We start from the raw sequence: 26,440 nt of genomic DNA on the forward strand, positions 1-26,440 counted from the left end.
CCCCCACCGCCGGGTGCCGGCTACCTCGTGAGCGCCACCTCGCGCTGTCCGCCGGCGAGCTTCTCGGGGCTGCGCACCAGGTAGAGCCCGCTCACCAGGCCGTCCTCGACGAGCATCGAGGCGACCAGCGTGACCCGGCCGTGCTCGATCACGCGCAGCGCCGGAGCGCCGTTGTAGTCACACACGTCGACCTGGACACCGTCGCCGCCCAGCCCGCGGGCGATGACCGCGGCCAGGAACCGGAGCACCTTGTCGCGCCCGGTGATCGGCCGCAGCGCGGCGCTGACCAGACCGCCCCCGTCGGTGAGCAGCACGACGTCGGGCGCGAGCACGTCCATCAGCCCCTGGAGGTCGCCGGTGGCGGTCGCCGCCAGGAACCGCTCCACCACGGCGTCGCGCCGGGTCGGGTCCACCCGCTCGCGGGGGCGGCGGGCCTGCACGTGGGCGCGCGCCCGGTGCGCCACCTGTCGCACGGCCGCCGGCGTCCGGTCCACGGCCGCGGCGATCTCGTCGTACTCCAGGGCGAAGACCTCGCGCAGCACGAACACCGCCCGCTCGACCGGGCCCAGCGTCTCCAGCACGAGCAGCATCGCCGTCGAGACGCCGTCGGCGAGCTCGACGTCCTCAGCCACGTCCGGCGCGGTCAGCAGCGGCTCGGGCAGCCACGGCCCGACGTAGCTCTCGCGGAGTCGCCGCAGCGTGCGCAGCCGGTTGAGCGCGAGCCGGGTGGCGATCCGCACCAGGTAGGCGCGCGGCTCGCGGACCTCGGCCGGGTCGACCTCGACCCACCGCAGCCAGGTCTCCTGGATCACGTCCTCGGCGTCGGCCGCCGAGCCGAGCATCTCGTAGGCCACCGTGAACAGCAGGTTGCGATGCGCGACGAACTCGTCGGTGGCGGTCACACCCGCCATCATCACTCGCGCGCGGAGGCGAGGTCGACGAGCGGGAGCTCGCAGACGTCGGAGAACCCCTGGCTGGCCAGTCCCATCGCGCTGTTGAAGCGCGAGCGCTCGTTCTCGACCGCGACCATCAGCGTCAGCTCGACGACGGCCTGGGTGCCGAGCCGCCCGGACAGCGCGGTGACCATCTCGTCGGTGACGGTGGGCGGGGTCAGCGTCATCGCCTCGGCGTAGGCCATCACGTCGCGCTCGAGGTCGGTGAACACCTCGGACTCGCGCCAGCGGGGCACCTCCCGGACCTTCGCCTCGTCGAGCCCCTCGTCGTGGGCCAGGAAGTAGCCGAAGTCCAGGCACCACGAGCACCCGATCGTCGCCGCCGAGGAGAGCAGCGCGAAGGACTTCAGGTGCGGGTCGAGCCGGTCGAGCCGGGCGACCCTGCCCTCCAGCGCCAGCACCGCGCGCAGCGCCGGGCGGTGGTGCCAGAGCACCAGGAGGTTGTCGGGCACCTTGCCCCAGGTACGGCGTGCGTAGGCGCTCACCGCGCGGGCGACGGGGCCGGTCATCGTGGCCGGTGGGATGCGGAAGCTGCTGGTCATCGGATCCTCCTGGGTCTCGCCCCGGCCGCCGGTGGGCCGGTCCTGCACGTGAGACACCGGCCGGCGCCGATCTGTGACAGCCCCGCGTGACCCAGCCGCGCGTGACCTAGCCGCGCGCCGCGGCGCTGGCCCTACATTTGCCCCATGCCCCACCATCTGGCCCCCCGCGCCGACCGTCCGAGCCTGCGCCACGAGCTGCTCGCCCACGTCGTGCCCCGGCTCCGCGGCTCGCGCGAGCTGGACTCGGAGGAGGCCGAGCGGGCGCGGATCGAGCGCTGGCACACGGGGCTGGACCACTCGCTGCCCACCGGCGCGGTCCCCCGCTTCGACCGGCGGTTCATGGTCCTCGTCGAGCAGATCGCGCACGGGGACGGCCCCGGCTTCACGTCGTACTCGCTGTCGCGGCGCGGGTCGCGCCCCTCGCGCACCGTGCTCTACCTGCACGGGGGCGGCTACGTCGCGCCGATCGACCCCTTCCACACCCGCTATGCCGCGCGTCTGGCCGTCGGGCTCGACGCGCGCGTCGTGCTGCCCGACTACCCGCTGGCACCGGAGCACACCTGGCGCGACTCCCACGACGCGCTGGTCGCCCTGGCCGAGCGGCTGCTCTCGGGAGGCGGGGAGGTGATCCTGGCCGGGGACTCCGCGGGCGGGGGTCTCGCGCTGGCGCTGGCGCAGAGCCTGCGGGACCGGGCCCGGGCGACCGGTGCGCGCCAGCCCGACCGGCTGCTGCTGATCTCGCCGTGGGTCGACCTGACCGCGAGCGCCCCGGACACCGAGGCGTTCAGCACCCGCGACACGTGGCTCTTCCTGGGCAAGCTGCGCGCCTACGCCCGGTGGTGGGCCGGCTGCGCCGAGGACCTCGCCCGCCCCGAGGTCAGCCCGGGCCTCGGCGAGCTGGACGGGCTTCCGCCGGCGCTGATGCTGTGCGGCAGCCGCGACACGCTCGCACCGGCCTGTCGCCAGCTGGCCGACCGGGCGATCACCTCGACGTGGGACCTGACCTACCTCGAGCGGCCGGAGCTGATCCACGTCTTCCCGCTGCTGCCGGGCGTGCCCGAGGCGGCCCAGGCGTGGCGGGTCACCCGGGACTTCCTGCTGCACGGACCGGCCCCGCGGTGAGGGGCATCCGGACGCTCGCCTTCGACGACCTCGACGCCCGTACGGCGTACCAGGTGTGGCGGCTGCGCCAGGAGGTGTTCATCGTCGAGCAGGAGTGCCCCTACCTCGACCTGGACGGTCGGGACCTGGAGCCGGCGACCCGGCACGTGCTGCTCGAGGAGGACGCGACGCTGCTCGGCTACCTGCGCGTCCTCGACGACGGCCCGCACCTGCGGATCGGGCGGGTGCTGCTGCGCCGTGAGGCCCGCGGGCGTGGGCTGGCCGATGCGCTGATGGACGCCGCGCTGCAGCTCGCCGACGCCCGGACGGTGCGTCTGGAGGCGCAGAGCCCGCTGCGTGCCTGGTACGAGTCGCACGGGTTCGTCGTGGACGGCGCGGAGTACGAGGAGGACGCGATCCCCCACCTGCCGATGGTGCGGGCGGGGGCTCAGCCCACGCCGGGCGCCGCGGCCGACGGGGCGTAGACGAACCCGGCCTCGGAGCCTGACCGGCTCAGCTCGCCGCGCGCGACCAGCAGCTCGAGGTGCGCCTTGGTCTCCAGCGTCGCGAGCGCGCCGTTGAAGGCGTCGAGGGTGTCGAAGCGGTGCTCGTGGCGCGTCCACGGCAGCTCCCCGGCGACCTGCCAGGCCGTGCTGCCGGCCGGGGCGACGCCGGCTCGGCACAGGTCGAGGCGCTCGTCGTGGTGGGCGGCGAGCTCGTCCACGCGGGTGTGCACGGAGTCGGCGACCGGGCCGTGCGCCGGCAGCAGCCGGGCGTCCGGGAGCGCGCGCACCTTGGCCAGCGAGGCCAGGAAGTCACCCAGCGGCTGAGCGGCGAGCACCGGCTCGAAGCCGATCGAGGGCGTGATCGTGGGGAGCACGTGGTCGCCGGAGAAGAGCAGCTGCGCGGTCTGGTCGGCGAAGACGAAGTGCCCCTGGGTGTGGCCGGGCGTGGAGATCGCCTGCAGGGTGCGCGAGCCGACGTCGATGGGGTGGTCGTCCTCCAGCCAGGCGTCCGGGTAGCCCCACAGGTCGAGCTCGGGGCTGCTCTTGTCGAAGGCCTGCCACTGCTCCACCAGGTCATGGGCGCCGGCGTCGCGCAGCATCTGCAGGTGCGGGTTCTCGTCGAGGTCCCCGGGGTCATGGATCAGGTCGAGCGTCGGCTTGTCGCCGAGGCCGAGGCTGACGTGGGCCCCGAACTCCCTGCTGATCGTCGAGGCCTGGGTGTAGTGGTCGCGGTGCACGTGGGTGACCAGGAAGCGGGTGATGTCCCGCACGCCGTGGCCGATCTCGGCCAGCGACTTCTCCAGCAGCGTCCGGGAGACCTCGATCGCCCAGCCGCCGTCGATCAGGGTCAGCCCGCGGTCGGTCTCGAGCACGTAGACGTTGACCGCGCGCAGCCCGTCCATCGGCAGCGGGAGCGGGACCCGGTAGACCCCGGGGGCCACGGGCCAAGCACCCGGCTCGGTCCAGTGCTGCCCCGAGTCCGGGGAGATCGCGTGCTTGGTGGGGACACTCACCTTCCGGACTCTAGGCCCGATCCCCCAGCCCAGCCGCCCCCGTGCCGATCTCCGGGAGTCCCGGCCCGCCCGCGCCCCGCGCCCCGCCCCGCGGCCCCCCGCCCCGCGCCCCGCGGCCCCCGCCGGCTTGTAACGCGGGGTTATGCCTTCCACCACAGCGAAATAACGCTGGGGTAGTGGACATAACCCCGCGTTACAGCCGGACGGGGGCCGTACGGCGGCCGGACGGGGGCGGTACGGCGGCCGGGCGGCGGCCGTACGGCGGGGGCGCCGGGGGCGGGCGGGGCGGGGGTGGGGTGGCGCGGCTAGGCTCGCGGCAACCGTTGGAAGGACGCTCATGAGCACCGAGGAAGAAGCGACCCTCAGCGTCGCCGCACAGCTGATCAACGACCCCGAGATGCACCACGTCGCCACCGTGGGCGGCGCCCAGCCCGGCATCGTCCTGGAGCTGGTCGACCAGGCTCACGACCCCCAGCCGCAGGACGACGAGTGGGACCTCGACCCCACCGCGGACCTGGCCCTGAAGATCACCATGGGCGGCGTCGACCCGGTGGTGGCCGCTCAGCTCCTGCGCATCGCCGCGGAGTTCCTGGACGAGGCCACGATCGAGCACGACGAGGGACACGAGCAGCACTAGGCACGCCCCCAGGTCGGGCTAGGCGCTATCGGCGGCGCCCGGGCACGCCGGGCAGTTCCCGAACAGCTCGAGGGTGTGGCTCACGTCGCTGAAGCCGTGGGCGTCGGCCGTCGTGCTGGCCCAGCGTTCGACCGCCGGCCCCTCCACCTCGACGGTGCGTCCGCACACGCGGCACACCAGGTGGTGGTGATGGGTGGAGCTGCAGCGGCGATAGACGGCCTCACCACCGGCCGTGCGCAGCACGTCGACCTCGCCGACGTCCACCAGGGACTGCAGGGCCCGGTAGACCGTGGCCAGCCCCACCCGGTCCCCGGTGCGGCGCAGGGCGTCGTGGATGTCCTGGGCGCTGCGGAAGTCCTCCGAGGCCTGCAGCTCGGCCACCACGGCGCGTCGCTGCCGTGTCGACTTGGCGATGGCGGGTACGTCGTCCAGGTCGCGATTGCTCACCGGGTCAACCTACTCGCGCCGAGCGGCGCGGGGTGGGGCTACCGTGACACGCGATCAGCGATGTTCTAGGTTGACAATGAGAACGATTATCGAACAGAGGAGACCAACCATGAACCGCACCGACCTCCGCAACGCCGTGGCGGAGTCCACCGGGCTCACCAACGCCCAGGCCGACAGCGTCATCGGCGCCGTCCTGGACACCATCGGCGAGCGCCTGGCCGCGGGCGAGAGCGTCAGCCTCGCCGGCTTCGGCAACTTCGAGATCCGCGAGCGGGCCGCTCGCTCGGGCCGCAACCCGCAGACGGGTGAGCCCCTGGAGATCGCCGCCAGCGTCGCGCCCGCCTTCAAGCCGGCCGCCGCGCTGAAGCGTCGCGTCTCCGAGGGCCAGTCCCCCAGCTGAGCTGAGCCGACTCCAGCCGCTCGCTCTCCACGGTGGTACGTCCACCGCGGGAGCGAGCGGCTGAGTCGGAGCCAGGTCGTGGCTCAGCCCACGACGAGGTCGCGGAGCGCGCCACCCTCCGCACCACCCTCCGCGCCTCCCCCGTCCGAGCCAGCCCTGTCAGGGACCGTGCCGTCGGACAGGACCGGCCGTACGCCGCCGGACGCGGTGACCCAGCCGAGGCCGGGCTCGAAGCGCCGGATCACCCGCGCCGGCGAGCCGCCGACGATCGCGTTGTCGGCCACCTCGCCACGCACCACCGACCCGGCGGCCACCACGGCGTTGCGCCCGATCGTCGTACCCGGCAGCAGGATCGCGCCGTGACCGATCCAGGAGCCCGAGCCGACGACCACCGGCTGGTGGGTGCCGAACTGCCGGCCGATCGGCACGTCGAGGCGCTGGTAGCCGTGGCTGGCGTCGGAGACGAAGACGTCCTGCCCGCACCACACGTCGTCCCCGATCACGATCGACTCGTGGGCGGTCAGGCTGGTGCGCGCGCCGATCACGCACCGATCCCCGATCACCAGGCCCCGGGCCGGCATCCGGGTGTCGAGCGGCCCGTACCCGACCGAGAGGGTGACCTGGCGCCCGATCAGGGTGTGGGCGCCGATGTGGATCGACTCCTCCCCCATCAGCGTGGCGCTCGGGAAGCCGATGCAGCTGCCCGCGCCCAGGGCACCGAAGGCGTCGCCCGCGCGGGTGCCCGGGACGATCTCGCCGGAGCGCTCCGCCCAGCGCCAGGCGGCGAGCAGGGCGCGGTTGATCCATCTCTTGGAGGGGGTCACATCCGCCGAGGGTAGTGAACCCGTGACGCCGGACCGTACGGCGTCCGCCGGCTCAGCGCCCGGCGGCACCCAGGAAGACCCGCAGCGCGGAGACGAACGCCTCCGGCTGCTCGGAGTGCACCCAGTGTCCGGCCCCCTTGATGGTCACCTCCGTGGTGCGCGGGAAGAGCCGGCGCATGGTGGCGGCGTGCTCGGGCTGGATGTAGCGCGACCGTTCGCCTCCCATCCACAGGGTGGGGTGGTCGAACGTGGCGCCGACCTCGGGGAACCCCCCGATCGCGGGCAGCTCGCGGCGCAGCAGGGCGAGGTTGGCCTGCCAGTGGAATCCCTCGCGCCCCGAGCGCAGGTTCTGCAGCAGGAAGCCGCGGACCACGGCGTCGTCGATCGGGGCGGCCAGCCGCTCGTCGGCGTCCGCGCGGCGCTCCAGGCTGCCCAGGTCGAGCGCGGCGAGGCTGTCGAGGAGGTGCTCGAACTCGCCGGCGCCCTCGGAGACGACCGGGGAGATGTCGACCACGACCAGGCGGGCGACCAGCTCGGGGTGGCGCAGCGCCAGCACCATCGCCACCTTCCCGCCCAGCGAGTGACCGACCAGGTGGACCGGGCCGTCGGCGGCGAACCCCCGGCGCAGCTCCTCGGCGACCAGGTCGGCCATCAGCTCGTAGCTGAACTCCTCGGTCCACGACGAGCGGCCGTGGTTGGGCAGGTCCACCAGCAGCGAGCGGTACTCCGGCTGCAGCGCCTTGGCGATCTGGGTGAAGTTCCGGCCCTGCCCGAACAGGCCGTGCAGGAAGGCGACGCGGGCGCCGCCGTCACCGACCTGCGTGGTGTGCAGCGGCACCGCGTCCTGGGGAGACGGGGCGTGGGCGGAGGGGCCGGTGGGCGGAGCAGGCTGCGCGGAGGTCACGGGGCCAGCCTAGGCAGTGCGCGGCAGGCGCCTGCTCAGGACTCCTCGAGCACCTGCTGGGCGATCCGGAAGGCGGTGTTGGCGTCGGGGACCCCGCAGTAGATCGCGGTCTGCAGCAGCACCTCCTTGATCTCCTCGACGCTCAGCCCGTTGGTCAGCGCGGCCCGCACGTGCATGGCCAGCTCCTCGTGGTGGCCCCGGGCGACGAGCGCGGTCAGCGTCACCATCGAGCGCGAGCGCCGGTCGAGGCCGGGCCGGGTCCACACGCTGCCCCAGGCGTACTCGGTGATCAGCTCCTGGAAGTCGCGGGTGAGGTCGGTGGTGCGGGCCACCGCCCGGTCCACGTGCGCGTCGCCGAGCACCTCCCGGCGCACCTGCATCCCGGCGGCCCGGACCTCCGCGACGCTCATCACGTCCCGGCTCGGGCCGAAGACGTGCTCGCGGATCAGCCGCGCGACCGCCTCGGGGGCCTCGGCCGGCGCCAGGTGCGCGACGCCGTCGAGGACCACCAGCCGCCCGTCGCGCACGCCGTCGGCGATCTCGCGCAGGTTGGCCGGCGGCGTGGCGACGTCCCCGGCCCCGGCGACGGCGAGCACCGGCGCGGCGATCTCGCCCAGCCGGCCGCGTACGTCGAAGGCGCCCAGCGCGCCGCAGACCGCGGCGTACCCCTCGTCCTCGACCTCGGTGAGCGCGTTCAGCAGCGCGGAGCCGCGATCGGGCGCACGCTCCAGGAATCCAGGCGCGAACCAGCGCTCGGCGGAGCCGGCGACCATCGAGGCGGTGCCGGCGCGGCGTACCGCCTCGGCCCGCTCGGCCCACCCCTCCGGCTCGCCGACCTTGGCGCCGGTGCACAGCAGGGTGGCCGACTCCACCCGCGCCGGGGCGTCGAGGAGCAGTTGCAGGCCGACCGCTCCGCCCACGGAGTCCCCGGCGTAGTGGAAGCTCGGGGGCTGGATCCCCTGACCGATGGTGTTCACCAGGTCCAGCACCCCGGCGGCCAGGCCGGCGACGCTGACCGGTCCCTCCACCGCGACCCGGTTGGTGCCGTGCCCGGGCAGGTCCCAGCCGATCACCTGGAAGTCGTCGGCGAGCAGCGCGGCGGCCTCGGCCCACAGGGTGCTCGCGGTGGTGCCGAGCGAGGGGCCGAGCACCAGCAGCGGCAGGTCGGGTCGCCCGCCGAGGCGGACGGCGGTCAGGGCGGTCATGGGTTCCTCCGGCGGGGGTCGGGCTGGCTCGGGTGGGACTGGTGGTCTCTGGCACGCTCGAGCACCTCGCCGACGAGGTCGTCGGCGGCGCCGAGGTAGTCGCCGATCGGCTCCCGGCCGGCGAGGGCGGCCATGCTCCGGTGCTCGGCGTGCAGGTCGGCCGCGGCCGCGGCCGCCGTGGCCCGCATCCGGTCCGGGTGCACGCGCAGCCGCCCCAGCAGGACCGTGGCCTGCTCGGCCGCGACGACGGTACGGCGGGCGAGGACGCCGAGCGCGTCCCACTCGGCGTGCCAGCCACCGAGGGCCCGCTCGTCGACCTGGTCGGCGGCGGCCAGGTGCAGCGTGGCGCCCAGCGGCGGCGCGGCCAGGGCGGCGCGGCGCAGCAGCACCGACAGCACCGGGTTCTGCTTGTGCGGCATCGTCGAGGAGCCGCCGGCCTCGTCCTCCGACAGCTCGCCGATCTCCGGGCGCGAGAGCACCAGGACGTCGTTGGCCAGCCGCCCCCAGGCGTCGGTGCAGGCCACCAGTGCGTCCCCGGCGCGGGTCACCGGGCGGCGGGTGGTGTGCCACGGTGCGGCCGGGGCCAGCCCGAGCAGCGTCGCCAGGCGCTGCCGCGCGGCGCGGGGGTCGACGCCGAGCTCGACGGCGGCGGCCATCGTCGCGGCCGCGCCGCCCAGCTGGACGGGGAAGGTGAGCCCGGCCAGGTCGTCGTCGGCGTCGAGCAGCCCGGTGAGCCAGGTGGCCGCCTTGAGCCCGAAGGTGGTGGGCACGGCGTGCTGGGTCAGCGTGCGGGCGGCCATCGGGGTGGCGCGGTGCTCCTCGGCGAGCACGGCCAGGGCGCCCACCTGCGCGCGCACCTCGGCCCGCACCCGCCGGACGCTCTCGCGCAGCATCAGCACCAGCGCGGTGTCGACCACGTCCTGGCTGGTCAGCCCGCGATGCACCGCCGCCTCGCCGGAGCGCTCACGCAGCAGGCGGACGAGCCCGAGCACGGGGTTGCCGGCCGCCTCCGCGTCCCCGGAGATCCGGTCGAGGTCGTCCGCGCCGACCAGGCCGGTGAGCTCGCGCGGGCAGCCGAGCACGTCGAGCCAGGCCTGCTCGACCGCGACCATCGCCGCGAGGAAGCCGTCCTGGCTGAACGGGCCGGCCCCGGACGCGTCACCGGCACGCTCGGCGCCCGGCCAGAAGAGATCACCCACGGGGCTCAGTGTGCCGGGTCGGCCAGGAAGACGGTCTCCCCCTCGCCCTGCAGCCGCACGTCGAAGACGTAGCCGCGCTCGTCGCGTCGCGCGAGCAGGGTGGCGCGCCGGGCGGGGTCGACGCCCGCCAGGAACGGGTCCGCGTCCACCTGCGGCCCGGGCAGGTAGCAGCGGGTCAGCAGCCGGTGCAGCAGTCCGCGGGCGAAGACCGCCACCGCGACGTACGGCGCACGCCCCTCGGCCAGCGGCCCGGGCTCCAGCGTGGTGAACGTGTAGCGCCCGGCCCGGTCGGTCGAGGCGCGCCCGAACCCGGTGAAGGTGTGCCCGTCGCGGCGCAGCGAGCCCGGCTCGCGCACCACGTTGCCGGCCGGGTCGGGCTGCCAGATCTCCAGCAGCGCGTCGGGCACCGGGTCGCCGGCGCCGTCCAGGACGAGCCCGGTCAGCCGCACCGACCCGGGCGAGCCGGGCGGCACCAGGTCGCGGTCGTGGTCGTAGGGCAGGGCGTAGTGGAAGAACGGCCCGACGGTCTGGCCGGGGGTGGGCTGCAGCGGCTCGCTCACTGGTGGTCCTCCTGCTCCAGGGGGGTGGCCGCGCTGCCGGTGAGCACGATGTCCCAGCGGTAGCCGGTGGACCGCTCGGGTCGGGTCACCTCGTGGTCGTAGGTGGCGACCAGCCGGGCGCGCGCCCGCGGGTCCACGATCGACTGGTAGATCGGGTCGAGGGCGAAGAGCGGGTCGCCGGGGAAGTACATCTGGGTGACCAGCCGCTGGGTGAACTCGGTGCCGAACAGCGAGAAGTGGATGTGCGCCGGGCGCCACGCGTTGCGGTGGTTGCGCCACGGGTAGGGGCCGGGCTTGATCGTGGTGAAGGCGTAGCGGCCCTCGTCGTCGGTCAGGCAGCGCCCGACGCCGGTGAAGTGCGGGTCCAGCGGTGCCGGGTGCTGGTCGCGCTTGTGCACGTAGCGCCCGGCCGAGTTGGCCTGCCAGACCTCCACGAGCTGGCGGCGCACCGGGCGCCCGTCGCCGTCCAGCACGCGGCCGGTGACGACGAGCTTCTCGCCCAGCGGCTCCCCGCCGTCCTGGATGGTCAGGTCGGCCTCGAGCGGGTCGACGTCGCGCTCACCGAAGACCGGCGACCAGCGCTCGATGCCCTCGGGGTCGGGGTGGTGCAGGCTCTTGGTGGGGTGGCGCAGGATGCTCGAGCGGTACGGCGGGTAGTCCAGGCGCGGCTGGGTCTCGCCGGCGCCGTCCGGGCCGCCCGCGGCCTGGTAGGCGGCGGTGACCGCCTCCATCTCGGCGCTGACCTCACGCTGGCTGCTGGCCGCGGCGTCGGAGTCCGCCACGGACGGTGCGGTGCTGCTCATGGGCGTCCCTTCGAGGTGGTGGGCCAGCCGGTGTAGCCCTCGGCGAGGTAGGTGGCGCCGGCGCTCGAGGCACTCAGCGAGGCGAGCTCGCCGACCTGGCGCCGTACGTCGAAGTCGGAGGCGTCCGGCAGGCGGTGGAGCATCGTGGTCATCCAGTAGGAGAAGTGCTGGGCGCGCCAGACCCGGTCCAGCGCCCGCTCGGTGTAGTCGTCGAGGCTCGAGGGATCGCCGCCGCGCACGGCGCGCTCGAGCTCCTCGGCGAGCACCCGTACGTCGGCCAGCGCCAGGTTGAGGCCCTTGGCGCCGGTGGGCGGGACGGTGTGCGCGGCGTCGCCGGCGAGCAGCATCCGCCCGTAGCGCATCGGCTCCTGCACGAAGGAGCGGAACGGCAGCACCGTGCGCGAGGTGATCGGGCCCTCCTTCAGGGTGTGGCCGTTGGCGCCCACCCGGGCCTGCAGCTCCGCCCAGATCCGGTCGTCGGACCAGGCGTCGGCGTCGGTGTCGGGGTCGCACTGGAAGTACATCCGCTGCAGGGTCTCGGTGCGCTGGCTGATCAGCGCGAACCCCCGCTCGGAGTGGTTGTAGATCAGCTCCGGCGCGCTCGGCGGGGCCTCGGCGAGGATCCCGAACCAGGCGAACGGGTACTCGCGCTGGTACTGGCGGCGCTGGTCGGCAGGCACCTGGCGCCGGCAGGTGCTGCGCGACCCGTCGGCGCCGACCAGGTGGTCGCAGCTCACCTGGTGGAGCACCCCGTCGGCGTCGGTGAAGCGCAGCAGCGCCCGCTCGGCGCGCAGGTCGTCGACCTCCACGTCGCGCACCCCGAAGCGGACGTCGCCGCCGTCGCGGGCGCGGGCGTCGGCGAGGTCGATGAAGACGTCGGTCTGCGGATAGAGGTACGTCGAGGCGCCGACCAGCGCCTGGAAGTCGACGCGGTGGCTGCGCCCGCCGTAGGCCAGCTCGATGCCGTGGTGCTCGACCCCGTCGCGCAGCACCCGGTCGGACACGCCGCTGTCGACCAGCAGCCGGGCGCTGGCGTGCTCGAGGATGCCGGCGCGATGGGTCTGCTCGATCTCGGTGCGGGTGCGGATGTCGATGGCGAGGGAGGTGATGCCGGCCCGGTCGAGCAGGTGCGAGAGCAGCAGCCCCGCGGGTCCTGCGCCGACGATGGCGACGGGGACGTGCTGGGTCGTGGGCATGGGGTGGACCCTCACCCGGCGGGCCCGCCGCGCGCCACCCCCGACTTCCGCCCAGCGGAAGCCCGGCCAGGCCGGGGCGTGCGCGCGCTCACGCGGGGATCGGCGGGCCGACGACCTCCAACCCGTAGCGCGGAGCGACCTCCGCCCACCTCGGGATCTCGACCTCGGGCGTCAGGGCGTCGGCCCCGGGCAGCCGGTGCTCGGCCGCCGGCAGCCCCACCTCGTCGTACAGCCCGAGGAGGCCGGCCGGGAGCGTCAGCGCCAGCAGGCGGGCGGGGGTGTCTCCCCGGATCCGGAACGCGTGCGGCAGACCGAGCGGCAGGAAGATGAAGCAGCCGTCGTAGAGCTCGAAGAGCTCCTCGCCCGCCTGGTAGCTCATACGGCCCTCGATCAGCAGGAACGCCTCCGCCTCCCGGGTGTGGCGATGCAGCGGGGTGGCGATGCCCGGCGGCTGGGTCACCATCGCCGCCCCCAGCGAGCCGTCGCCGTCCTCGGACTCGAGGAGGTGCTCGAAGAGCGATCCCATCGCCCAGGTCGCGCGGCCTCGTCCCGGCTCCGCCATCACCGCACGGGGGGCTGTCTGCGTCATCGGAACCACATCCTCGACGAATTCATCCGAACCTGATTCGGATCGAACTACGCTAGGACGCATGTCTGCCCCGGTCAAGGCCCGCCCCTACCGCGGCGAGGGACGGCGCGCGGCCGCGGCCCTCCGCCGTCGTACGGTGATCGAGGCCGCGCTGGAGCTGTTCGGCGAGCAGGGCTACGCGCGCACCTCGGTCGCGCAGGTGGCCGAGCGTGCCGGTGTCGCGGTGGACACCGTCTACGCCTCCGTCGGCCGCAAGCCCGAGCTGTTGCTCGCGGCCCACGACCTGGCGCTCGGCGAGCGTGCCGTCGACGACGAGGGGGCGCCGGTGCCCGCGCTGCAGCGCCGCTACGTCGCGGAGGTACGCGCCGCTCCCGGGGCGCGCGCGAAGATCGCGACGTACGCCGAGGCGCTCGGGCGCCTGCTCCCCCGCACCGCGCCACTGCTCGAGGCCCTGCGTGAGGCCGGCACCGAGGACGACGCGTGCCGCACCGTCTGGGAGGCCGTCGAGGAGCGCCGAGCCTCCAACATGCGCCTGCTCGCCGCCGACCTGCGCGCCACCGGGGAGCTACGCGCGGACCTCGACGACGACGCGGTCGCCGACCTGGTGTGGTCGATGAACGGCGCCGCCTACTACCTGTCGCTGGCCCGGGCCGGCCGGGGCGGGGCGCGCTACGCCGAGCTGGTCCGCGACGTGTGGACGCGGACCCTGCTGGCGTGAGCACCCGGGGCGGCGGGCCCGGCGACGACGAAGGCCCGCCCTCGCTGGCGAGGACGGGCCCGTCGTGAGCTCCGCTGGCGACCGTGGGCCGCCGTCCGGAGCCGCCTGTCAGAATCGAACTGACGACCTAATCATTACGAGTGATTCGCTCTACCGACTGAGCTAAGGCGGCGTGCCGACCGGGTGGTATCCGAAGACCTGTCCGGGCAACGCGAGGAAGTATAGGGACTCCGCGTCGGCGGAGTGAAACCGAGGGGTCAGGCGGCGTGCGCCGACGGCTGCTCCTCGCGGGCGGGAGCCGCCGGAGCCCAGTCGAGCGGCGCCCGCTGCTCAGCGCCGCACCAGCACCTGAAGCTCACCTCGACGCCGCCCTGCGCACCCTCGAAGGCGCCGGTGAACTGGGAGGGGAAGATCAGCTGGCGCTTGGCGCAGGCGGTGCAGACGTGGACGAGCATGGGCATGGCCTCTCGGGGACGGGCAGGGAGCTACACACCAATCCTCGGCCGTCCCGACCCATAGGGCTAGTCTCATTTTCCTTCATAAGTCATAGGCTTGACCTATGTTGTCGCTGCACCAGCTGACCTGCTTCCTCGCCGCCTACGAGCACGGGTCGCTGACGGCGGCGGCCGAGCACCTCGGCTACGCCCAGCCGTCGGTCTCCGAGCAGATCCGCGCCCTGGAGAAGTCGCTGGGCAGCGACCTGTTCGTGCGGGTCGGGCGCGGCGTGGTCCCGACCGCCGCGGGCGAGTCGCTGCGCCCGTACGCCGAGCGCGTACTCGCCGCCGCCGACGACGCCCGCCGCGCCGCCCAGGCCGTCACCACCCTGGAGACCGGCACGGTGCGGTTCGGGATGTTCGGCATCGCCCGGCTCTATGCCGGCGCCGGCCTGGTCGCCGACGTGCTGGCGCGCCACCCCGGGGTCCGCGTGGAGCTGATCGGGCAGAACTCCACCGACGTCCAGGACCAGCTGCGCCGGGGCCGGATCGAGGCGGCGATGATCGCCGTACCCACCGTGCAGGCCGAGGGGCTCCAGGTCACCCCGATCGCGCGCGACGAGCTGGTCTACATCAGTGCCGACCCCGAGCGGCTGCAGTCGCCGGTCACCGCCCACCGGCTGGCCCAGGCCTCGCTGGTGATGTCGGAGACCACCTGGCGCGCCACCGACTCCAACCGGCTGATCCTGCGCCGGATGCTGCACGAGACCGGTCGCAACCCGCAGACCCGGATCGAGGTCGAGGACGTGGAGACCGCGGTGGAGCTCGTAGGGATGGGGCTCGTCGACTCGGTCGTGCCGAAGGCCGCCGCCGAGCAGCTGCTGCCCCGGCTCGCGCCGTCCGCCGGGTGGGTCTCGCTGCGGCCGCGACAGTACGACACCCTCGCGATCGTGCACCGCGCCCACGCCACGCTGTCGCCCGCGGCGCGGCTGATGACCGAGCTCGCGACCCGGCGGATCCAGTCGCTGATCGAGCCGGTCACGCCGCGCTGAGCGCCGCCGCCTGGCTCGGTGAGCCGTCAGGGGCGCCGCGACACGCCGCAGAAATGGTCGAGGGAGTGACGGGTCGGCGGGCCTGGGGTGGGGCTGGGCTTGGGGTGGGGGCTGGGCTGGGGTGGGGGTGGGGGTGGGGTGGGTCAGCAGGTGAGGGGGGCCTGGGGGGTGACGCCGTCGAGGAGGTAGTCCTCGACGGCGTCGTTCACACAGGTGTTGCCCACGTTGTAGCCGGTGTGGCCGTCACCGTCGCGGCTGATCAGCACGCCCGACTCGAGCTGCTCGGCGAGCGCCTCGGCCCAGGCGTACGGCGTGGCGGGGTCGCGCGTGGTGCCGATCACCAGGATCGGCGGCGCTCCGGCGCCGGTGACCTCCGGTGCCGGCTCGGCGGCCTCGGCCTGGACGCCCTGGCAGGTGGTCAGCCCCCAGGCGAAGACCTCGCCGAACGTCGGCGACGCCTCGACGAACTCGTCGAGGTGCGCGGGCACCTCCTCGACCGGGATCGACCACGGGTCGTCGAGGCAGTTGATCGCGTAGTTGGCCTCCATGCTGTTGTCGGTGTAGCCGTCCTCGCCGCGCGAGCTGTACAGGTCGGAGAGCATCAGCAGCCCGGTCCCGTCGCGGTCGTCGATCGCCGACTCCAGCGCCTGGCTGAGCAGGAACCAGTAGTCGCGGTTGTAGAGGGGCGCGACGATGCCGTAGAACGCGTTGCCGGCCCCCAGCTCACGATCCCCCCGCGCTTCCATGGGCGAGTCGTCGACGCTGTCCATCAGGGTGTCGATCGCGGCCAGGCCGGCCCCGACCGTGTCGCCGAGGAAGCAGTCGCCGCCCTCGACGCAGTCCTCGACGTAGGCGCGCAGCGCCACCTCGAAGCCGCCGGCCTGCTCCAGAGCGAGCTGGCGGCTGGTGAGGGTGAGGTCCACGGCGCCGTCGAGCACGAGCCGGCCGGTCCGGGTGGGGAAGAGGTCCGCGTAGGTGGCGCCCAGCTTGGTGCCGTAGGAGGCTCCCAGGTAGCTGAGCCTCTCCTCGCCCAGCACCGCCCGGAGCACGTCCATGTCGCGGGCTGCCTCGACGGTCGTGACGTGGCCGGTCAGCTCGCCACTGTGCTCGGCGCAGCCCCGCCCGAATCCCTCCAGGGAGTCGGCGTACTGCCGCACCTCGGCGGGGTTGTCGGGATCGGGGTCGCCGGCCACGTAGTTGTCGAGCTCCTCGTCGCTGAGGCAGTCGATCGCGTCGCTGTCCCCGGTGCCGCGCGGGTCGAAGCCGACGATGTCGAAGCGCGCGAGCAGAGGCCGGCCGAAGACCAGCTCCGCGGAGGCCGCGTACTGGGTGCCGGGCGCGCCCGGCCCGCCGGGGTTGACCACCAGCGAGCCGACCCGCTGCGAGGGCTCCTGCGCGGCCACCTTGAGCAGCGCGATCTCGATGCGCTCACCGTCGGGCTCGGCGTAGTCGAGCGGCACCTCCATCCGGGCGCACTCGAAGTCCCCGCGGCACGGCTCCCAGGAGACCACCTGGGAGTAGAACGGCTCGAGGGCGGGCTCCGGGGCGTCGGTGGAGCCCGGGGCGACGCTGCGCACGACCGACGGCACCTGCTCCCGGGGCCCCACGGAGTTGACGCCGTCGTCGGAGAGGACGACTCCCAGACCGATGCCCAGCACCGTCGCGGTGAGCACGCCCATCGCCACGATCACCACCACCAGGGCTGCGACCCGGCCTCGGCCGGAGCCGGCCGAGGGCGCGCCGACCGGACCCGTCCCCGTCACCCGCGTGCCCTCAGGCCGCGTCGAGCGTGAGCGAGTCGCCCGGCACCAGCTGCGTCGACTCGGTGTTCTGGTTCACGGGCTGGTCCTCCATGTCGGTCTCGTCGTCACGGACGACGCCGATGATCAACATGATGCCCAGCACGAGCAGGATTCCGACCACCACACCTGCCACGGCAAGGTATTTCCGATTCATGCGCGACTCCTCTCCGGGACCTTCAGGGCGACCATCATCGACTCCAGCGACAGCATGACAGGCACGTTGAACTCGAGCATCTGGCGTCGGGCCTCGAAGATCGCATCGATGCGACGCAGGTTGAGCTCGGGGGTCGAGGAGCGGACGATCTGCTCGATCTCGGTGCGCAGCTCCTCGTTGACCAGCGTCCCCGGCGCCCCGGTGGCCAGCGCGAGAGCGTCGCGGTAGACCGACGCGAGGTCCATCAGGCCCCGGTCGACCACGTCCAGGACCCGCCGCTTGGCGCGGGTCTTCTGGGCCTTCTCCAGCTGGCTGAGAGCGGGGGCGTACTCGCGGGGGCGGCGACCGCGCTCCACCACGCCGTAGGAGCTGTCAAGGTCGGCGCGCTCACGGGCGTCGAGCTCGCTGGTGATGACCTCGGCCTCCTCCTTGGCCACGTCGTGCAGGTTGGCGGCCGCGGTCATGCACGCGCCGAGCGTGGTCAGCCGGGTCGGGATGCCCACGATCTCGCGGCGCCGGTTGCGGGTCGCCTCGTCGCGGGCCAGCGCCCGGGCCCGGCCGATGTGTCCCTGGCTGGCGCGGGCGGCGTACGCGGCGATGCCCTCGTGGACGCCCTCGGTGCGGACCAGGAACCCGGCCACCGCCTCGGCCGTGGGGGTGCTCAGCGTGACCAGCCGGCAGCGCGAGCGGATCGTCGGCAGGAGGTCCTCCACGGTGGGCGCGCACAGCATCCACACCGTGCGCTCGGTGGGCTCCTCGATGGCCTTGAGCAGGGCGTTGCAGGCGCGCTCGGTGAGCCGGTCGGCATCCTCGACGATCAGGATCTGCCAGCGCCGACCCACCGGTGCGAGCGCGCTGCTGCGGACCAGGTCGCGGATCTCGTCGACGCCGATCGAGAGCTTGTCGGTGCGCACCACGCCCACGTCGGCGTGGGAGCCGGCCAGCGTCGTGCGACAGGCGTGGCAGTGTCCGCAGCCGCCCGCCTCGCACTGCAGGGCCGCGGCGAAGGCGAGCGCTGCGTTGGAGCGCCCCGAGCCGGGTGGACCGGTGAAGAGCCACGCGTGGGTCATCCCCTGACCGGCCACGGCCGGCTGCAGCGCGTCGACGACCGCACGCTGCCCGACCAGGCCGTCCCACACGGTGCCGGCGGCGGGCAGGGCGACGCCTCCCGGCTGACTCACCGCTCCGCCTCACGGGCGGCGAGGGCGAGCAGGGGCCGCACCCGATCCCGGACCAGCGCCTCGATCTGCTCGCGCGGCTGCCGGGCGTCCACGACCAGGTAGTGCTCGGGGTCGGCCGCGGCCATCGCCAGGAACGCCTCGCGCACCCGACGGTGGAACTCCAACGACTGCCCCTCGATCCGGTCGCGGCCCTCGAAGCGTCCCAGGCCCTGCTCGGGCCGCAGGTCGAGCACCACGGTCAGGTGCGGGCGCAGGTCGCCGGTCGCCCAGCGCGCCACGCGCTCCACCTCGCGCACGTCCAGGGAGCGGCCGGCGCCCTGGTAGGCCAGCGTCGAGTCGACGTAGCGGTCGGTGATCACGACCCGGCCGGCGTCGAGCGCCGGCTGCACGACGGAGTCGACGTGCTCGGCCTTGTCCGCGGCGTAGAGGAGCGCCTCGGTGCGGTCGCAGAGGTGGCCGGTCGCCGGGTCGAGCACGATCTCGCGCAGCCGGCGCCCCACCTCGGTGTCACCGGGCTCGAACGTGAGCACGACGTCGAAGCCCTCGGCGCCCAGCCACTGCCCGAGGGCGCGCGACTGGGTGGACTTGCCCGCGCCGTCGCCCCCCTCGAAGCAGACGAAGACGCCGGACGCCGCGTAGCGCCCCGTCGTGGTGCTGTGCTCGCTCAGCGGAGTGCCTCTCGATGTCGGTGCCGCGGTGCCGGCCCGCGCGCTGTCGGGACCGACGCTACGAGACGGCACCGACACCCGGGCCGCGCGGCCCGGGGTCAGGACTTCTTGACGGTGGTCTTCTTGGCCGTCTTCGTGGTGCTCTTCTTGGCGGTGCTCTTCTTCGCGGTGGCCTTCTTCGCCGTGCTCTTCTTGGCGGTGCTCTTCTTCGCCGTGGTCTTCTTGGCCGACTTCTTCGCCGGCCCCTTGGCCCGTCGCTCCGCGAGCAGCTCGGCGGCCCGCTCGAGGGTCAGCTCCTCGATCGTGTCGTCCTTGCGCAGGGTGGCGTTGTACTCGCCGTCGGTGACGTACTCACCGAACCGGCCCGCCTTGACCACGATCGGCTGCTTGGAGACGGGGTCCTCCCCGAGCTCCTTGAGCGGCGGCGCGGCGGCGGCGCGGCCGCGCTGCTTGGGCTGGGCGTAGATCGCCAGGGCCTCGTCGAGGGTGATCGTGAACAGCTGGTCCTCGCTGGCCAGCGAGCGCGAGTCGGTGCCCTTCTTCAGGTAGGGCCCGTAGCGCCCGTTCTGGGCGGTGATCTCGACGCCCTCGGCGTCGGTGCCGACCACCCGGGGCAGGGAGAGCAGCTTGACCGCGTCGTCGAGGGTGACGGTGTCCAGCGACATCGTCTTGAACAGCGAGCCGGTGCGCGGCTTGGCCGACTTGGGGGCGTCCTCGGGCAGCAGCTCGGTGACGTAGGGCCCGAAGCGGCCGTTCTTCGCGACGACCACCAGGCCCGTCTCGGGGTGCCGGCCGAGCTCGATCTCCTCGCCGGCGGGGTTGGCCAGCAGCTCGCGGGCCTTCTCCAGCGTCAGCTCGTCGGGGGGCAGGTCGTCGGGGACGTTGGCGCGCACGGCGAACGGCGTGCCGTCCTCGTCGGGGCCCTCCAGGTAGGGGCCGTAGCGCCCGACCCGCAGGTGGATGCCGGTGTCCTCCTCGCCGCCGGGGCCGGGGACCGGGAAGGTCGCCAGCTCCTTGGCGTCGATGTCCCCGAGCTCGTTGACCAGCCGCTTCAGGCCGGCCACGTCGTCGGAGCCGTGGTAGAACTCGCCGAGCTCGGTGACCCGGTCCTTGCGGCCCGCGGCGATCTCGTCGAGGACGTCCTCCATGGTGGCGGTGAACTCGTAGGAGACCTGGCGGGGGAAGTGCTCCTCCAGCAGCCGGGTCACCGAGAAGGCCAGCCAGGCCGGGACCAGCGCGGTCCCCTTCTTGTAGACGTAGCCGCGGTTCAGGATCGTGCCGATGATCGAGGCGTACGTCGAGGGCCGGCCGATCTCGCGCTCCTCCAGCTCCTTGACCAGCGTGGCCTCGGTGTAGCGCGCGGGGGGCTTGGTCTCGTGGCCGCTGGCGCTGACCGACGCCGCGGAGACCGGCTCGCCCTCGACCAGGTTCGGCAGCCGGGCCTCCTGGTCGTCACGCGAGGCGGCCGCGTCGTCGGTGCCCTCGACGTAGGCCTTGAGGAACCCGTGGAAGGTGATCGTGCGCCCGCTGGCGGAGAACACCACGTCCTCGCCGGTGCTGGCGGTGCCGCCGAGGCGGATGGTCAGCGTGCTGCCCACCGCGTCCTTCATCTGGGAGGCGACGGTGCGCATCCAGATCAGCTCGTAGAGGCGGAACTGCTCGCCGCGCAGGCCCGTCTGGGCCGGGGTGCGGAAGGTGTCGCCCGAGGGCCGGATCGCCTCGTGCGCCTCCTGGGCGTTCTTGACCTTGGAGGCGTAGGTGCGCGGCGCGTCGGGCAGGTACTCCGCGCCGTACAGCTCGCGGACCTGCTCGCGGGCGGCCCCGACGGCGGCCTCCGAGATCGTGGTCGAGTCGGTACGCATGTAGGTGATGAAGCCGTTCTCGTACAGCCGCTGGGCGACCGACATGGTCACCGACGAGCTCATCCCGAGCTTGCGGCTGGCCTCCTGCTGGAGGGTGGTGGTGCGGAACGGCGCGTACGGCGAGCGCTTGTAGGGCTTGGACTCCACCGAGCGCACGGCGTAGGTGGCGTCCTGCAGCGCCGAGGCCAGCGCCTCGGCCCGCGGGCGGTCGAGGTGGACGACCTTGCCGTCGCTGGAGGCCTTGAGCAGGCCGTCGGGGCCGAAGTCGGAGCCGCGGGCGACCCGGGCGCCGTCGACGGAGTACAGCTTGGCGGGGAACATCCGCTGCTCGTGCTTGCTGCCGGCGTCGAAGGTGCCCTCGAGGTCCCAGTAGGAGGCGACGCGGAAGCGCATCCGCTCGCGCTCCTTGTCGACGACCAGACGGGTCGCGACCGACTGCACGCGTCCGGCCGAGAGCCCCGACATCACCTTCTTCCACAGCACCGGCGAGATCTCGTAGCCGTACAGGCGGTCCAGGATGCGGCGCGCCTCCTGGGCCTCGACGAGGTCCATGTCGAGCTCGCGCGGGTTCTCCGCCGCGGCGAGGATGGCCGGCTTGGTGATCTCGTGGAAGACCATCCGCTTGACCGGGATGTTCTTCGGCTTCAGCTCGTCGAGGAGGTGCCAGGCGATCGCCTCGCCCTCGCGGTCCTCATCGGTGGCCAGGAAGAGCTCGTCGGCGTCCTTGAGCAGGTTCTTCAGCTTGGTGATGTGCGCCTTCTTGTCCCGAGGCACGACGTAGTAGGGCTCGAAGTCGTTGTCGACGTCGACGGCGAGACGACCCCACGGCTTGTCCTTGACCTTCGCCGGCGTGTCCGCCGCACTGCTCGGGAGGTCGCGGATGTGGCCGATGGAGGACTCGACGACGTAGCCCTTGCCGAGGTACCCACCGATCTTCTGGGCCTTCGTGGGCGACTCGACGATCACCAGCTTGTGTGCCACGGGACCTACTTCCTGCCTCTGGGTGCCCCCGTCGGGAGATCAGACGGGGCTCACGGCCGATTACGGTAGCGCGTGCCGCCGAGCACCCCGTCGCTCCGGGTGTTCCTGGGCGGTCAATCAGCCTCGGTGACGGCGGCGCCCGGGGGCTCCCGGCGCCGACGGGCCGCCCGAGGACTCCGGGCGCGGCGAGAGGAACCCCTCCACGACCAGCTCGCGCACCAGCGGCAGGTGGGTGGCGCGCAGCTCGGCCGGGTCGAGCTCCAGGATCTGCGCGAGCGCGTCGAGGATCTGGCCGATGCTCAGCTCGCCGTCACAGGCGCCGACGAGCGCGGCCTCCACGGTGTCGGCCCGCCTGGCCCGGCGCAGGCCGCGCTGCTGACGCAGCACCACCGTCTGGGGGTCCGCCGCACCGGGCGCCCCCAGCGTCTCCTGCTGCACGTCGGAGCGGGCGACGAGCCGGGCCGACGCCAGGTCGGGGATGCCGGCCAGCGACTCGACCGCGTCGGCCCACTGGCCGAAGACGGGGGCGACCGGCTGCTCCACCTCGTAGGGCCACTCCTCCAGGCGGACGTTGCCGGTGCCCTCGGCGCGCCGGCGCAGGTTGACCCAGCCGAACCCGACCGCCTCGATGCGCTGCTCCTCGAACCACGACAGCCAGGTGTCGTAGCGGCGCAGGTAATCCTCGGTGCCCTGCACGCCGGCGTCCTTGAGCCACAGCTCGACGTACGACGCCGGGTCGACGACCTCGCGCTGGACCACGAACGCGTCGCAGCCGGGGTCCAGCCACCCCGCCAGCCGCTCGTCCCAGCCGGCGCCCTCGACGATCACCCAGTTGGCCAGCACCTGGCACCAGCCGCCGGGGTTCAGGTGCGCGGGGGCGGCGCGGACGATGTCCTCGACCACCCGGTCCCCGGGCAGCCCGGAGTCGCGGTAGACCAGCCGCTCACCGGTCGCCGGCGAGATCACGAACGGCGGGTTGGTGGCGATCAGGTCGAAGCCCTCACCGCGCACCGGCTCGAAGAACGAGCCCTCGCGCACCTCGATCCCGGGCAGGTCGTTGAGCGCGGCGTTGAACCGGGCCATCCACAACGCCCGGGTGTTGACGTCGGTGGCCACCACCTGGGCGCTGTGGGTGGCCAGGTGCAGGGCCTGCACGCCGCAGCCGGTGCCCAGGTCGAGCGCACGACCCACCGGCTCGCGCCGGGTGAGCTGGGCCAGCGACGTGGACGCGGAGCTGATGCCGAGCACGTGGTCGGCTCCGACCCGGTTGGGCCGGCCGTCCAGGCCGGGGGTCAGGTCGCTGACCACCCAGAAGTCGTGGTCGCCGCGCGCGTCCGGCGCGGCGTAGGGGCGGATGTCCAGGCGGGCCGCGACCTCGCCGACGCTCTGCTCGAGCAGGCCCTGGGCGGCCATCCGGTCGAGCAGCCCCGGCAGCGCCTGCTCGGCGGCGGCGCGCGGCACCGGCCTCTGCAACAGGAACAGGCGGGTCAGGGTCTCCAGCGCGGAGCCGCCCGTGGTCCGGCGCAGGCCGGGGGTGGTCTCGTTGCGGGCGAGCGCCGCGTGTGCCTGGTCTCCGAGCAGGTCGGCGACCGCGTCGTAGGTGAAGTCCGCCTCGTCGAGGGCGGCGCGCAGGCGGCTGGCAAGGTCGGCGGTGGTCACCGCACGACTCTAGGTCAGCCGCCCGAGCCCCCTCCCCCCGCCGGGGACCCGGGCCCGGGCGGGCGACTCAGATCTGGGGTGGACGGGCCGCGCCGGACTCGGCCGCGGTCGGCGCCTCCTGGTCCACCGCGATCGAGCGGCGCTTGGACATGTACACGGAGCCGGCGATGAGCACGGTGGCCGCCAGGGCGATGACCACCGACAGCGGACGGTTGGCGTCCTCGCCGAGGGTGAGGCTCACCACCGCCCCCACGATCAGCAGGGAGACCAGGTTCATCACCTTCAGCAGCGGGTTGATGGCCGGGCCGGCGGTGTCCTTGAAGGGGTCACCGACCGTGTCGCCGATGACCGTGGCCGCGTGCGCGTCGGAGCCCTTGCCGCCGTGGTGGCCGTCCTCGACGAGCTTCTTGGCGTTGTCCCAGGCCCCACCGGAGTTGGCGAGGAAGACGGCCATCAGCGCGCCGGCGCCGATGGCGCCGGCCAGGAACCCGGCCAGCGGACCGACGCCGAGCCCGAAGCCCACCGCCACCGGCGAGAGGATCGCCAGGATGCCGGGGGTGGACAGCTCGCGCAGCGAGTCGCGGGTGACGATGTCGACGACCCGCCCGTACTCCGGGCGCGTGGTGCCCTCCATGATCCCGGGGTGCTCGCGGAACTGGCGGCGGACCTCGTAGACGACCGCGCCGGCGGCCCGGCCCACCGCGTTGATCGCCAGCCCCGAGAACAGGAAGACGACCGACACGCCGATCAGCAGGCCGACCAGGATGTCGGGGCTGAACACGAAGAACGTCAGCGCGCTGAGGTCCGCCTCCACCAGGGACACGTCCGCGACCGCGTCCAACACCGAGCCGATGTAGGACCCGAACAGCGCGCTGGCGGCGAGCACCGCGGTGGCGATCGCGATGCCCTTGGTGACCGCCTTCGTGGTGTTGCCGACGGCGTCGAGCTCGTTGAGGATCCTGGCCCCCTCCTCGCTGACCTCCCCCGACATCTCCGCGATGCCCTGAGCGTTGTCGGCGACGGGCCCGAAGGTGTCCATCGCCACGATCACCCCGACGGTGGTCAGCAGTCCGCAGCCGGCCAGCGCGACGGCGAACAACGAGATGGACAGCGACCCGGAGCCCAGCAGGAACGCCCCGAAGACGGCGGAGCCGATGACCAGGGTGGTGTAGACGGCCGACTCGAAGCCGACCGAGAGGCCGGCCAGGATCACGGTGGCGGCACCGGTCAGCGAGGTCCGCCCGATGTCGCGGACCGGGCGCGTGTGGGTGCTGGTGAAGTAGCCGGTGAGGCCCAGGATCACCGCGGCGAGCACGATCCCGATCACCACCGCCACCGCGGCGATGAGCGCCGGGCTGCCCTCGGGCTGGGCGCCGCCCGCCAGCGAGTCGATCGGGTTGTTCGGGTCGCGGCCGCTCAGGTCGGCGAAGTCGCCGGGCAGGTAGACGAAGGCGAGCACCACGCAGGCCAGCGCGGCGACCGCCGAGGAGATGACGAAGGAGCGGTTGATCGCGGTCAGCGCGCCCTCGCCGGGGCGGGACTTGGTCAGGAACACGCCCATCACCGCGGTCAATGCGCCGATGGCCGGCACCAGGAGCGGGAAGACCAGCCCCTTGTCGCCGAACGCCGCGGCGCCGAGGATCAGCGCGGCGACCAGCGTGACGGCGTACGACTCGAAGAGGTCGGCCGCCATCCCGGCGCAGTCGCCGACGTTGTCCCCCACGTTGTCGGCGATGGTGGCGGCGTTGCGGGGGTCGTCCTCGGGGATGTTCTGCTCGACCTTGCCGACGAGGTCCGCGCCGACGTCGGCGGCCTTGGTGAAGATGCCGCCGCCGACGCGCATGAACATCGCGAGCAGCGCCGCGCCGAAGCCGAAGCCCTCGAGCACGTGGGCGGCCTTGTCCTGGAAGGCGATGACCACCACGCTCGCGCCCAGCAGGCCGAGCCCGACCGTGGCCATGCCGACCGTCGCGCCGGTGCGGAAGGCGACGTTCATCGCGGGGTCGCGGCCGGTGGTGTTGGCGGCGTGGGCGACACGCAGGTTGGCCCGGGTCGCCAAGGACATGCCCAGGAAGCCGATCGCGGCGGAGAACCCGGCGCCGACCAGGAAGAAGATCGAGCGGAACACCCGAACCGTCAGGTCGTCGGCGGGCAGGGCCAGCAGGACGAAGAAGGCGATCGCCGCGAAGACCGCGAGGGTGCGGAACTGGCGAGCGAGGTAGGCGTTGGCCCCCTCCTGGACCGCCACCGCGATCTCGCGCATCCGCGCGGTGCCCTCCGGCGCGGCCAGCACCTCACGGCGGAACATCATCGCCAGTGCCAGCGCGGCCAGCGCGATCACGGCCACCACCGCCACCAGGACCAGGTTCCCCCCGGAGACCTCGACGCTCTGGGGCGGGGCTGAGGACACAACGACGGCTGCGGACAGGCTCATGCGCGACTCCCTGATGTGACGCGGGTCTCACTGCTGAGCCGGAGTCTGGCGCAGTTGGGCGCACTGCGCCAGAGCCGGGCGTCGATCACAGCGGTCGGCCAGGGGGCCAGGGCCCTGCACACACAGGGTTCCGCGGGCTCGCCAAGGCGCGCCGCACCCGGGGACGGGCGGGCGCGCGGAGGGGGTGGGGTCAGCCGGCGACGATGGCGTCGGCGGACGCGTGGATCGTGAAGACCTTCGCCAGACCGGTGATCCGGAAGATCTTCAGCAGCCGCTCCTGGTTGCAGATCAGCTCCAGCGAGCCGTCGTGGGCCCGCACCTTCTTCAGGCCGCCGACCAGGACGCCGAGGCCGGTGGAGTCCAGGAACTCCACGGCCTCCATGTCGATCACGAGGTGATAGACGCCGTCCCCGACCAGCTCCGTGATGCGGTCACGGAGCTTGGGCGCGGTGTAGACATCGATCTCGCCCCCGACCGCGACGATGGTCTTGCCATCGATCTCGCGTGTCGCAAGAGTCAGGTCCACTTTCGCTCCTCGGGCACGTTCTGCGGTTCCGGCATCGGCAGGCACCTCCCCCGATCTTTGCCAGCGTTATCAAACCACGGTCTTCCCCGA

The 26,440-nt window shown here is 73.4% G+C and carries 27 protein-coding genes and 1 tRNA gene; 6 read left to right on the plus strand and 22 right to left on the minus strand.

Annotated elements, in window-relative coordinates:
• Positions 1–20: 20 nt before the first annotated feature.
• Positions 21–911, minus strand: a complete 891-nt coding sequence (locus AC6EI4_RS00305) for an RNA polymerase sigma-70 factor (RefSeq protein ID WP_498423648.1) — start codon at positions 909–911, stop codon at positions 21–23.
• Between the two features lie 2 nt (positions 912–913).
• Complete coding sequence (locus AC6EI4_RS00310) at positions 914–1,495, minus strand: carboxymuconolactone decarboxylase family protein (protein ID WP_498423646.1); 582 nt, start codon at positions 1,493–1,495, stop codon at positions 914–916.
• 144 nt (positions 1,496–1,639) lie between these two features.
• On the opposite strand from AC6EI4_RS00310, the gene AC6EI4_RS00315 reads away from it, so the two are divergent.
• Positions 1,640–2,617, plus strand: a complete 978-nt coding sequence (locus AC6EI4_RS00315; RefSeq protein WP_498450239.1) for an alpha/beta hydrolase — start codon at positions 1,640–1,642, stop codon at positions 2,615–2,617.
• A complete protein-coding gene (locus AC6EI4_RS00320; protein WP_498450240.1) occupies positions 2,614–3,081 on the plus strand; it encodes a GNAT family N-acetyltransferase in 468 nt (155 codons plus the stop codon). Before AC6EI4_RS00315 ends, AC6EI4_RS00320 begins: the two co-directional genes overlap by 4 nt.
• On the opposite strand, the gene AC6EI4_RS00325 is transcribed toward AC6EI4_RS00320, so the two are convergent.
• Positions 3,045–4,115, minus strand: a complete 1,071-nt coding sequence (locus AC6EI4_RS00325) for an MBL fold metallo-hydrolase (protein ID WP_498450241.1) — start codon at positions 4,113–4,115, stop codon at positions 3,045–3,047. The two genes, AC6EI4_RS00320 and AC6EI4_RS00325, sit on opposite strands and share 37 nt — an antisense overlap.
• Positions 4,116–4,452: 337 nt before the next feature.
• Between AC6EI4_RS00325 and AC6EI4_RS00330 the strand changes: the two genes are divergently transcribed.
• Positions 4,453–4,752 carry a hypothetical protein gene (locus tag AC6EI4_RS00330; protein WP_498423637.1) on the plus strand — a complete coding sequence of 100 codons (300 nt, stop codon included), beginning with the start codon at positions 4,453–4,455 and terminating at the stop codon, positions 4,750–4,752.
• A gap of 18 nt (positions 4,753–4,770) precedes the next feature.
• Here AC6EI4_RS00330 and AC6EI4_RS00335 read toward each other — a convergent pair whose 3' ends face one another.
• On the minus strand, positions 4,771–5,199 hold the full coding sequence (locus tag AC6EI4_RS00335) for a Fur family transcriptional regulator (RefSeq protein WP_498423635.1): 429 nt from the start codon (positions 5,197–5,199) through the stop codon (positions 4,771–4,773).
• A 109-nt stretch (positions 5,200–5,308) separates the two neighbouring features.
• On the opposite strand from AC6EI4_RS00335, the gene AC6EI4_RS00340 reads away from it, so the two are divergent.
• Positions 5,309–5,599, plus strand: a complete 291-nt coding sequence (locus AC6EI4_RS00340) for an HU family DNA-binding protein (RefSeq protein WP_498423633.1) — start codon at positions 5,309–5,311, stop codon at positions 5,597–5,599.
• Positions 5,600–5,682: 83 nt separating this feature from the next.
• Here AC6EI4_RS00340 and AC6EI4_RS00345 read toward each other — a convergent pair whose 3' ends face one another.
• From AC6EI4_RS00345 to AC6EI4_RS00380, 8 genes are all read right to left on the minus strand, one after another.
• Positions 5,683–6,423, minus strand: coding sequence for an acyltransferase (locus AC6EI4_RS00345; protein ID WP_498423631.1), 741 nt, complete (start codon positions 6,421–6,423; stop codon positions 5,683–5,685).
• Positions 6,424–6,475: 52 nt separating this feature from the next.
• A complete protein-coding gene (locus AC6EI4_RS00350) occupies positions 6,476–7,327 on the minus strand; it encodes an alpha/beta fold hydrolase (RefSeq protein ID WP_498450242.1) in 852 nt (283 codons plus the stop codon).
• Positions 7,328–7,362: 35 nt separating this feature from the next.
• On the minus strand, positions 7,363–8,532 hold the full coding sequence (pcaDC, locus tag AC6EI4_RS00355; protein ID WP_498450243.1) for a bifunctional 3-oxoadipate enol-lactonase/4-carboxymuconolactone decarboxylase PcaDC: 1,170 nt from the start codon (positions 8,530–8,532) through the stop codon (positions 7,363–7,365).
• Positions 8,529–9,731 carry a lyase family protein gene (locus AC6EI4_RS00360; protein ID WP_498423626.1) on the minus strand — a complete coding sequence of 401 codons (1,203 nt, stop codon included), beginning with the start codon at positions 9,729–9,731 and terminating at the stop codon, positions 8,529–8,531. The genes pcaDC and AC6EI4_RS00360 overlap by 4 nt, the downstream gene beginning before the upstream one ends.
• 5 nt (positions 9,732–9,736) lie before the next feature.
• Positions 9,737–10,291 carry a protocatechuate 3,4-dioxygenase subunit alpha gene (gene pcaG, locus AC6EI4_RS00365; RefSeq protein WP_498423624.1) on the minus strand — a complete coding sequence of 185 codons (555 nt, stop codon included), beginning with the start codon at positions 10,289–10,291 and terminating at the stop codon, positions 9,737–9,739.
• A complete protein-coding gene (gene pcaH, locus AC6EI4_RS00370; RefSeq protein WP_498423622.1) occupies positions 10,288–11,094 on the minus strand; it encodes a protocatechuate 3,4-dioxygenase subunit beta in 807 nt (268 codons plus the stop codon). The genes pcaG and pcaH overlap by 4 nt, the downstream gene beginning before the upstream one ends.
• Complete coding sequence (locus AC6EI4_RS00375; RefSeq protein WP_498450244.1) at positions 11,091–12,290, minus strand: 4-hydroxybenzoate 3-monooxygenase; 1,200 nt, start codon at positions 12,288–12,290, stop codon at positions 11,091–11,093. Before AC6EI4_RS00375 ends, pcaH begins: the two co-directional genes overlap by 4 nt.
• Positions 12,291–12,378: 88 nt before the next feature.
• A complete protein-coding gene (locus AC6EI4_RS00380) occupies positions 12,379–12,879 on the minus strand; it encodes a cupin domain-containing protein (protein ID WP_498423620.1) in 501 nt (166 codons plus the stop codon).
• 61 nt (positions 12,880–12,940) lie between these two features.
• Here AC6EI4_RS00380 and AC6EI4_RS00385 point away from each other — a divergent pair, with 61 nt between their 5' ends.
• Complete coding sequence (locus AC6EI4_RS00385; protein ID WP_498423618.1) at positions 12,941–13,597, plus strand: TetR/AcrR family transcriptional regulator; 657 nt, start codon at positions 12,941–12,943, stop codon at positions 13,595–13,597.
• Between the two features lie 99 nt (positions 13,598–13,696).
• Here AC6EI4_RS00385 and AC6EI4_RS00390 read toward each other — a convergent pair.
• Positions 13,697–13,769, minus strand: a tRNA-Thr gene (locus tag AC6EI4_RS00390).
• Between the two features lie 85 nt (positions 13,770–13,854).
• Positions 13,855–14,058 carry a hypothetical protein gene (locus tag AC6EI4_RS00395; protein WP_498450245.1) on the minus strand — a complete coding sequence of 68 codons (204 nt, stop codon included), beginning with the start codon at positions 14,056–14,058 and terminating at the stop codon, positions 13,855–13,857.
• A gap of 98 nt (positions 14,059–14,156) precedes the next feature.
• Between AC6EI4_RS00395 and AC6EI4_RS00400 the strand changes: the two genes are divergently transcribed.
• On the plus strand, positions 14,157–15,083 hold the full coding sequence (locus tag AC6EI4_RS00400; protein WP_498423615.1) for a LysR family transcriptional regulator: 927 nt from the start codon (positions 14,157–14,159) through the stop codon (positions 15,081–15,083).
• Positions 15,084–15,226: 143 nt separating this feature from the next.
• Here the strand turns inward: AC6EI4_RS00400 and AC6EI4_RS00405 are convergent, their stop codons facing one another.
• The 8 genes from AC6EI4_RS00405 to AC6EI4_RS00440 all read right to left on the minus strand — a co-directional run bounded on the left by AC6EI4_RS00405 (position 15,227) and on the right by AC6EI4_RS00440 (position 26,350).
• On the minus strand, positions 15,227–16,846 hold the full coding sequence (locus AC6EI4_RS00405; protein WP_498423614.1) for an alpha/beta hydrolase: 1,620 nt from the start codon (positions 16,844–16,846) through the stop codon (positions 15,227–15,229).
• 10 nt (positions 16,847–16,856) lie between these two features.
• On the minus strand, positions 16,857–17,039 hold the full coding sequence (locus AC6EI4_RS00410; protein WP_498423612.1) for a hypothetical protein: 183 nt from the start codon (positions 17,037–17,039) through the stop codon (positions 16,857–16,859).
• A complete protein-coding gene (locus AC6EI4_RS00415) occupies positions 17,036–18,220 on the minus strand; it encodes a DNA polymerase III subunit delta' (protein ID WP_498423611.1) in 1,185 nt (394 codons plus the stop codon). The genes AC6EI4_RS00410 and AC6EI4_RS00415 overlap by 4 nt, the downstream gene beginning before the upstream one ends.
• A complete protein-coding gene (gene tmk / locus AC6EI4_RS00420; protein WP_498423609.1) occupies positions 18,217–18,960 on the minus strand; it encodes a dTMP kinase in 744 nt (247 codons plus the stop codon). The genes AC6EI4_RS00415 and tmk overlap by 4 nt, the downstream gene beginning before the upstream one ends.
• Before the next feature lie 26 nt (positions 18,961–18,986).
• The gene (topA, locus tag AC6EI4_RS00425) at positions 18,987–21,731 is read right to left on the minus strand and encodes a type I DNA topoisomerase (protein WP_498423607.1); all 2,745 of its coding nucleotides are present in this window, start codon (positions 21,729–21,731) and stop codon (positions 18,987–18,989) included.
• Between the two features lie 117 nt (positions 21,732–21,848).
• On the minus strand, positions 21,849–23,390 hold the full coding sequence (locus AC6EI4_RS00430; protein WP_498423606.1) for a DUF7059 domain-containing protein: 1,542 nt from the start codon (positions 23,388–23,390) through the stop codon (positions 21,849–21,851).
• Positions 23,391–23,457: 67 nt separating this feature from the next.
• Complete coding sequence (locus AC6EI4_RS00435; protein ID WP_498423605.1) at positions 23,458–25,824, minus strand: sodium-translocating pyrophosphatase; 2,367 nt, start codon at positions 25,822–25,824, stop codon at positions 23,458–23,460.
• Between the two features lie 190 nt (positions 25,825–26,014).
• Positions 26,015–26,350: an STAS domain-containing protein gene (locus AC6EI4_RS00440; RefSeq protein WP_498423603.1), complete on the minus strand. Its 336-nt coding sequence runs from the start codon at positions 26,348–26,350 to the stop codon at positions 26,015–26,017.
• Between the last annotated feature and the right edge of the window lie 90 nt (positions 26,351–26,440).

The sequence above is a fragment of the Nocardioides sp. Z43_10 genome (assembly GCF_059766615.1).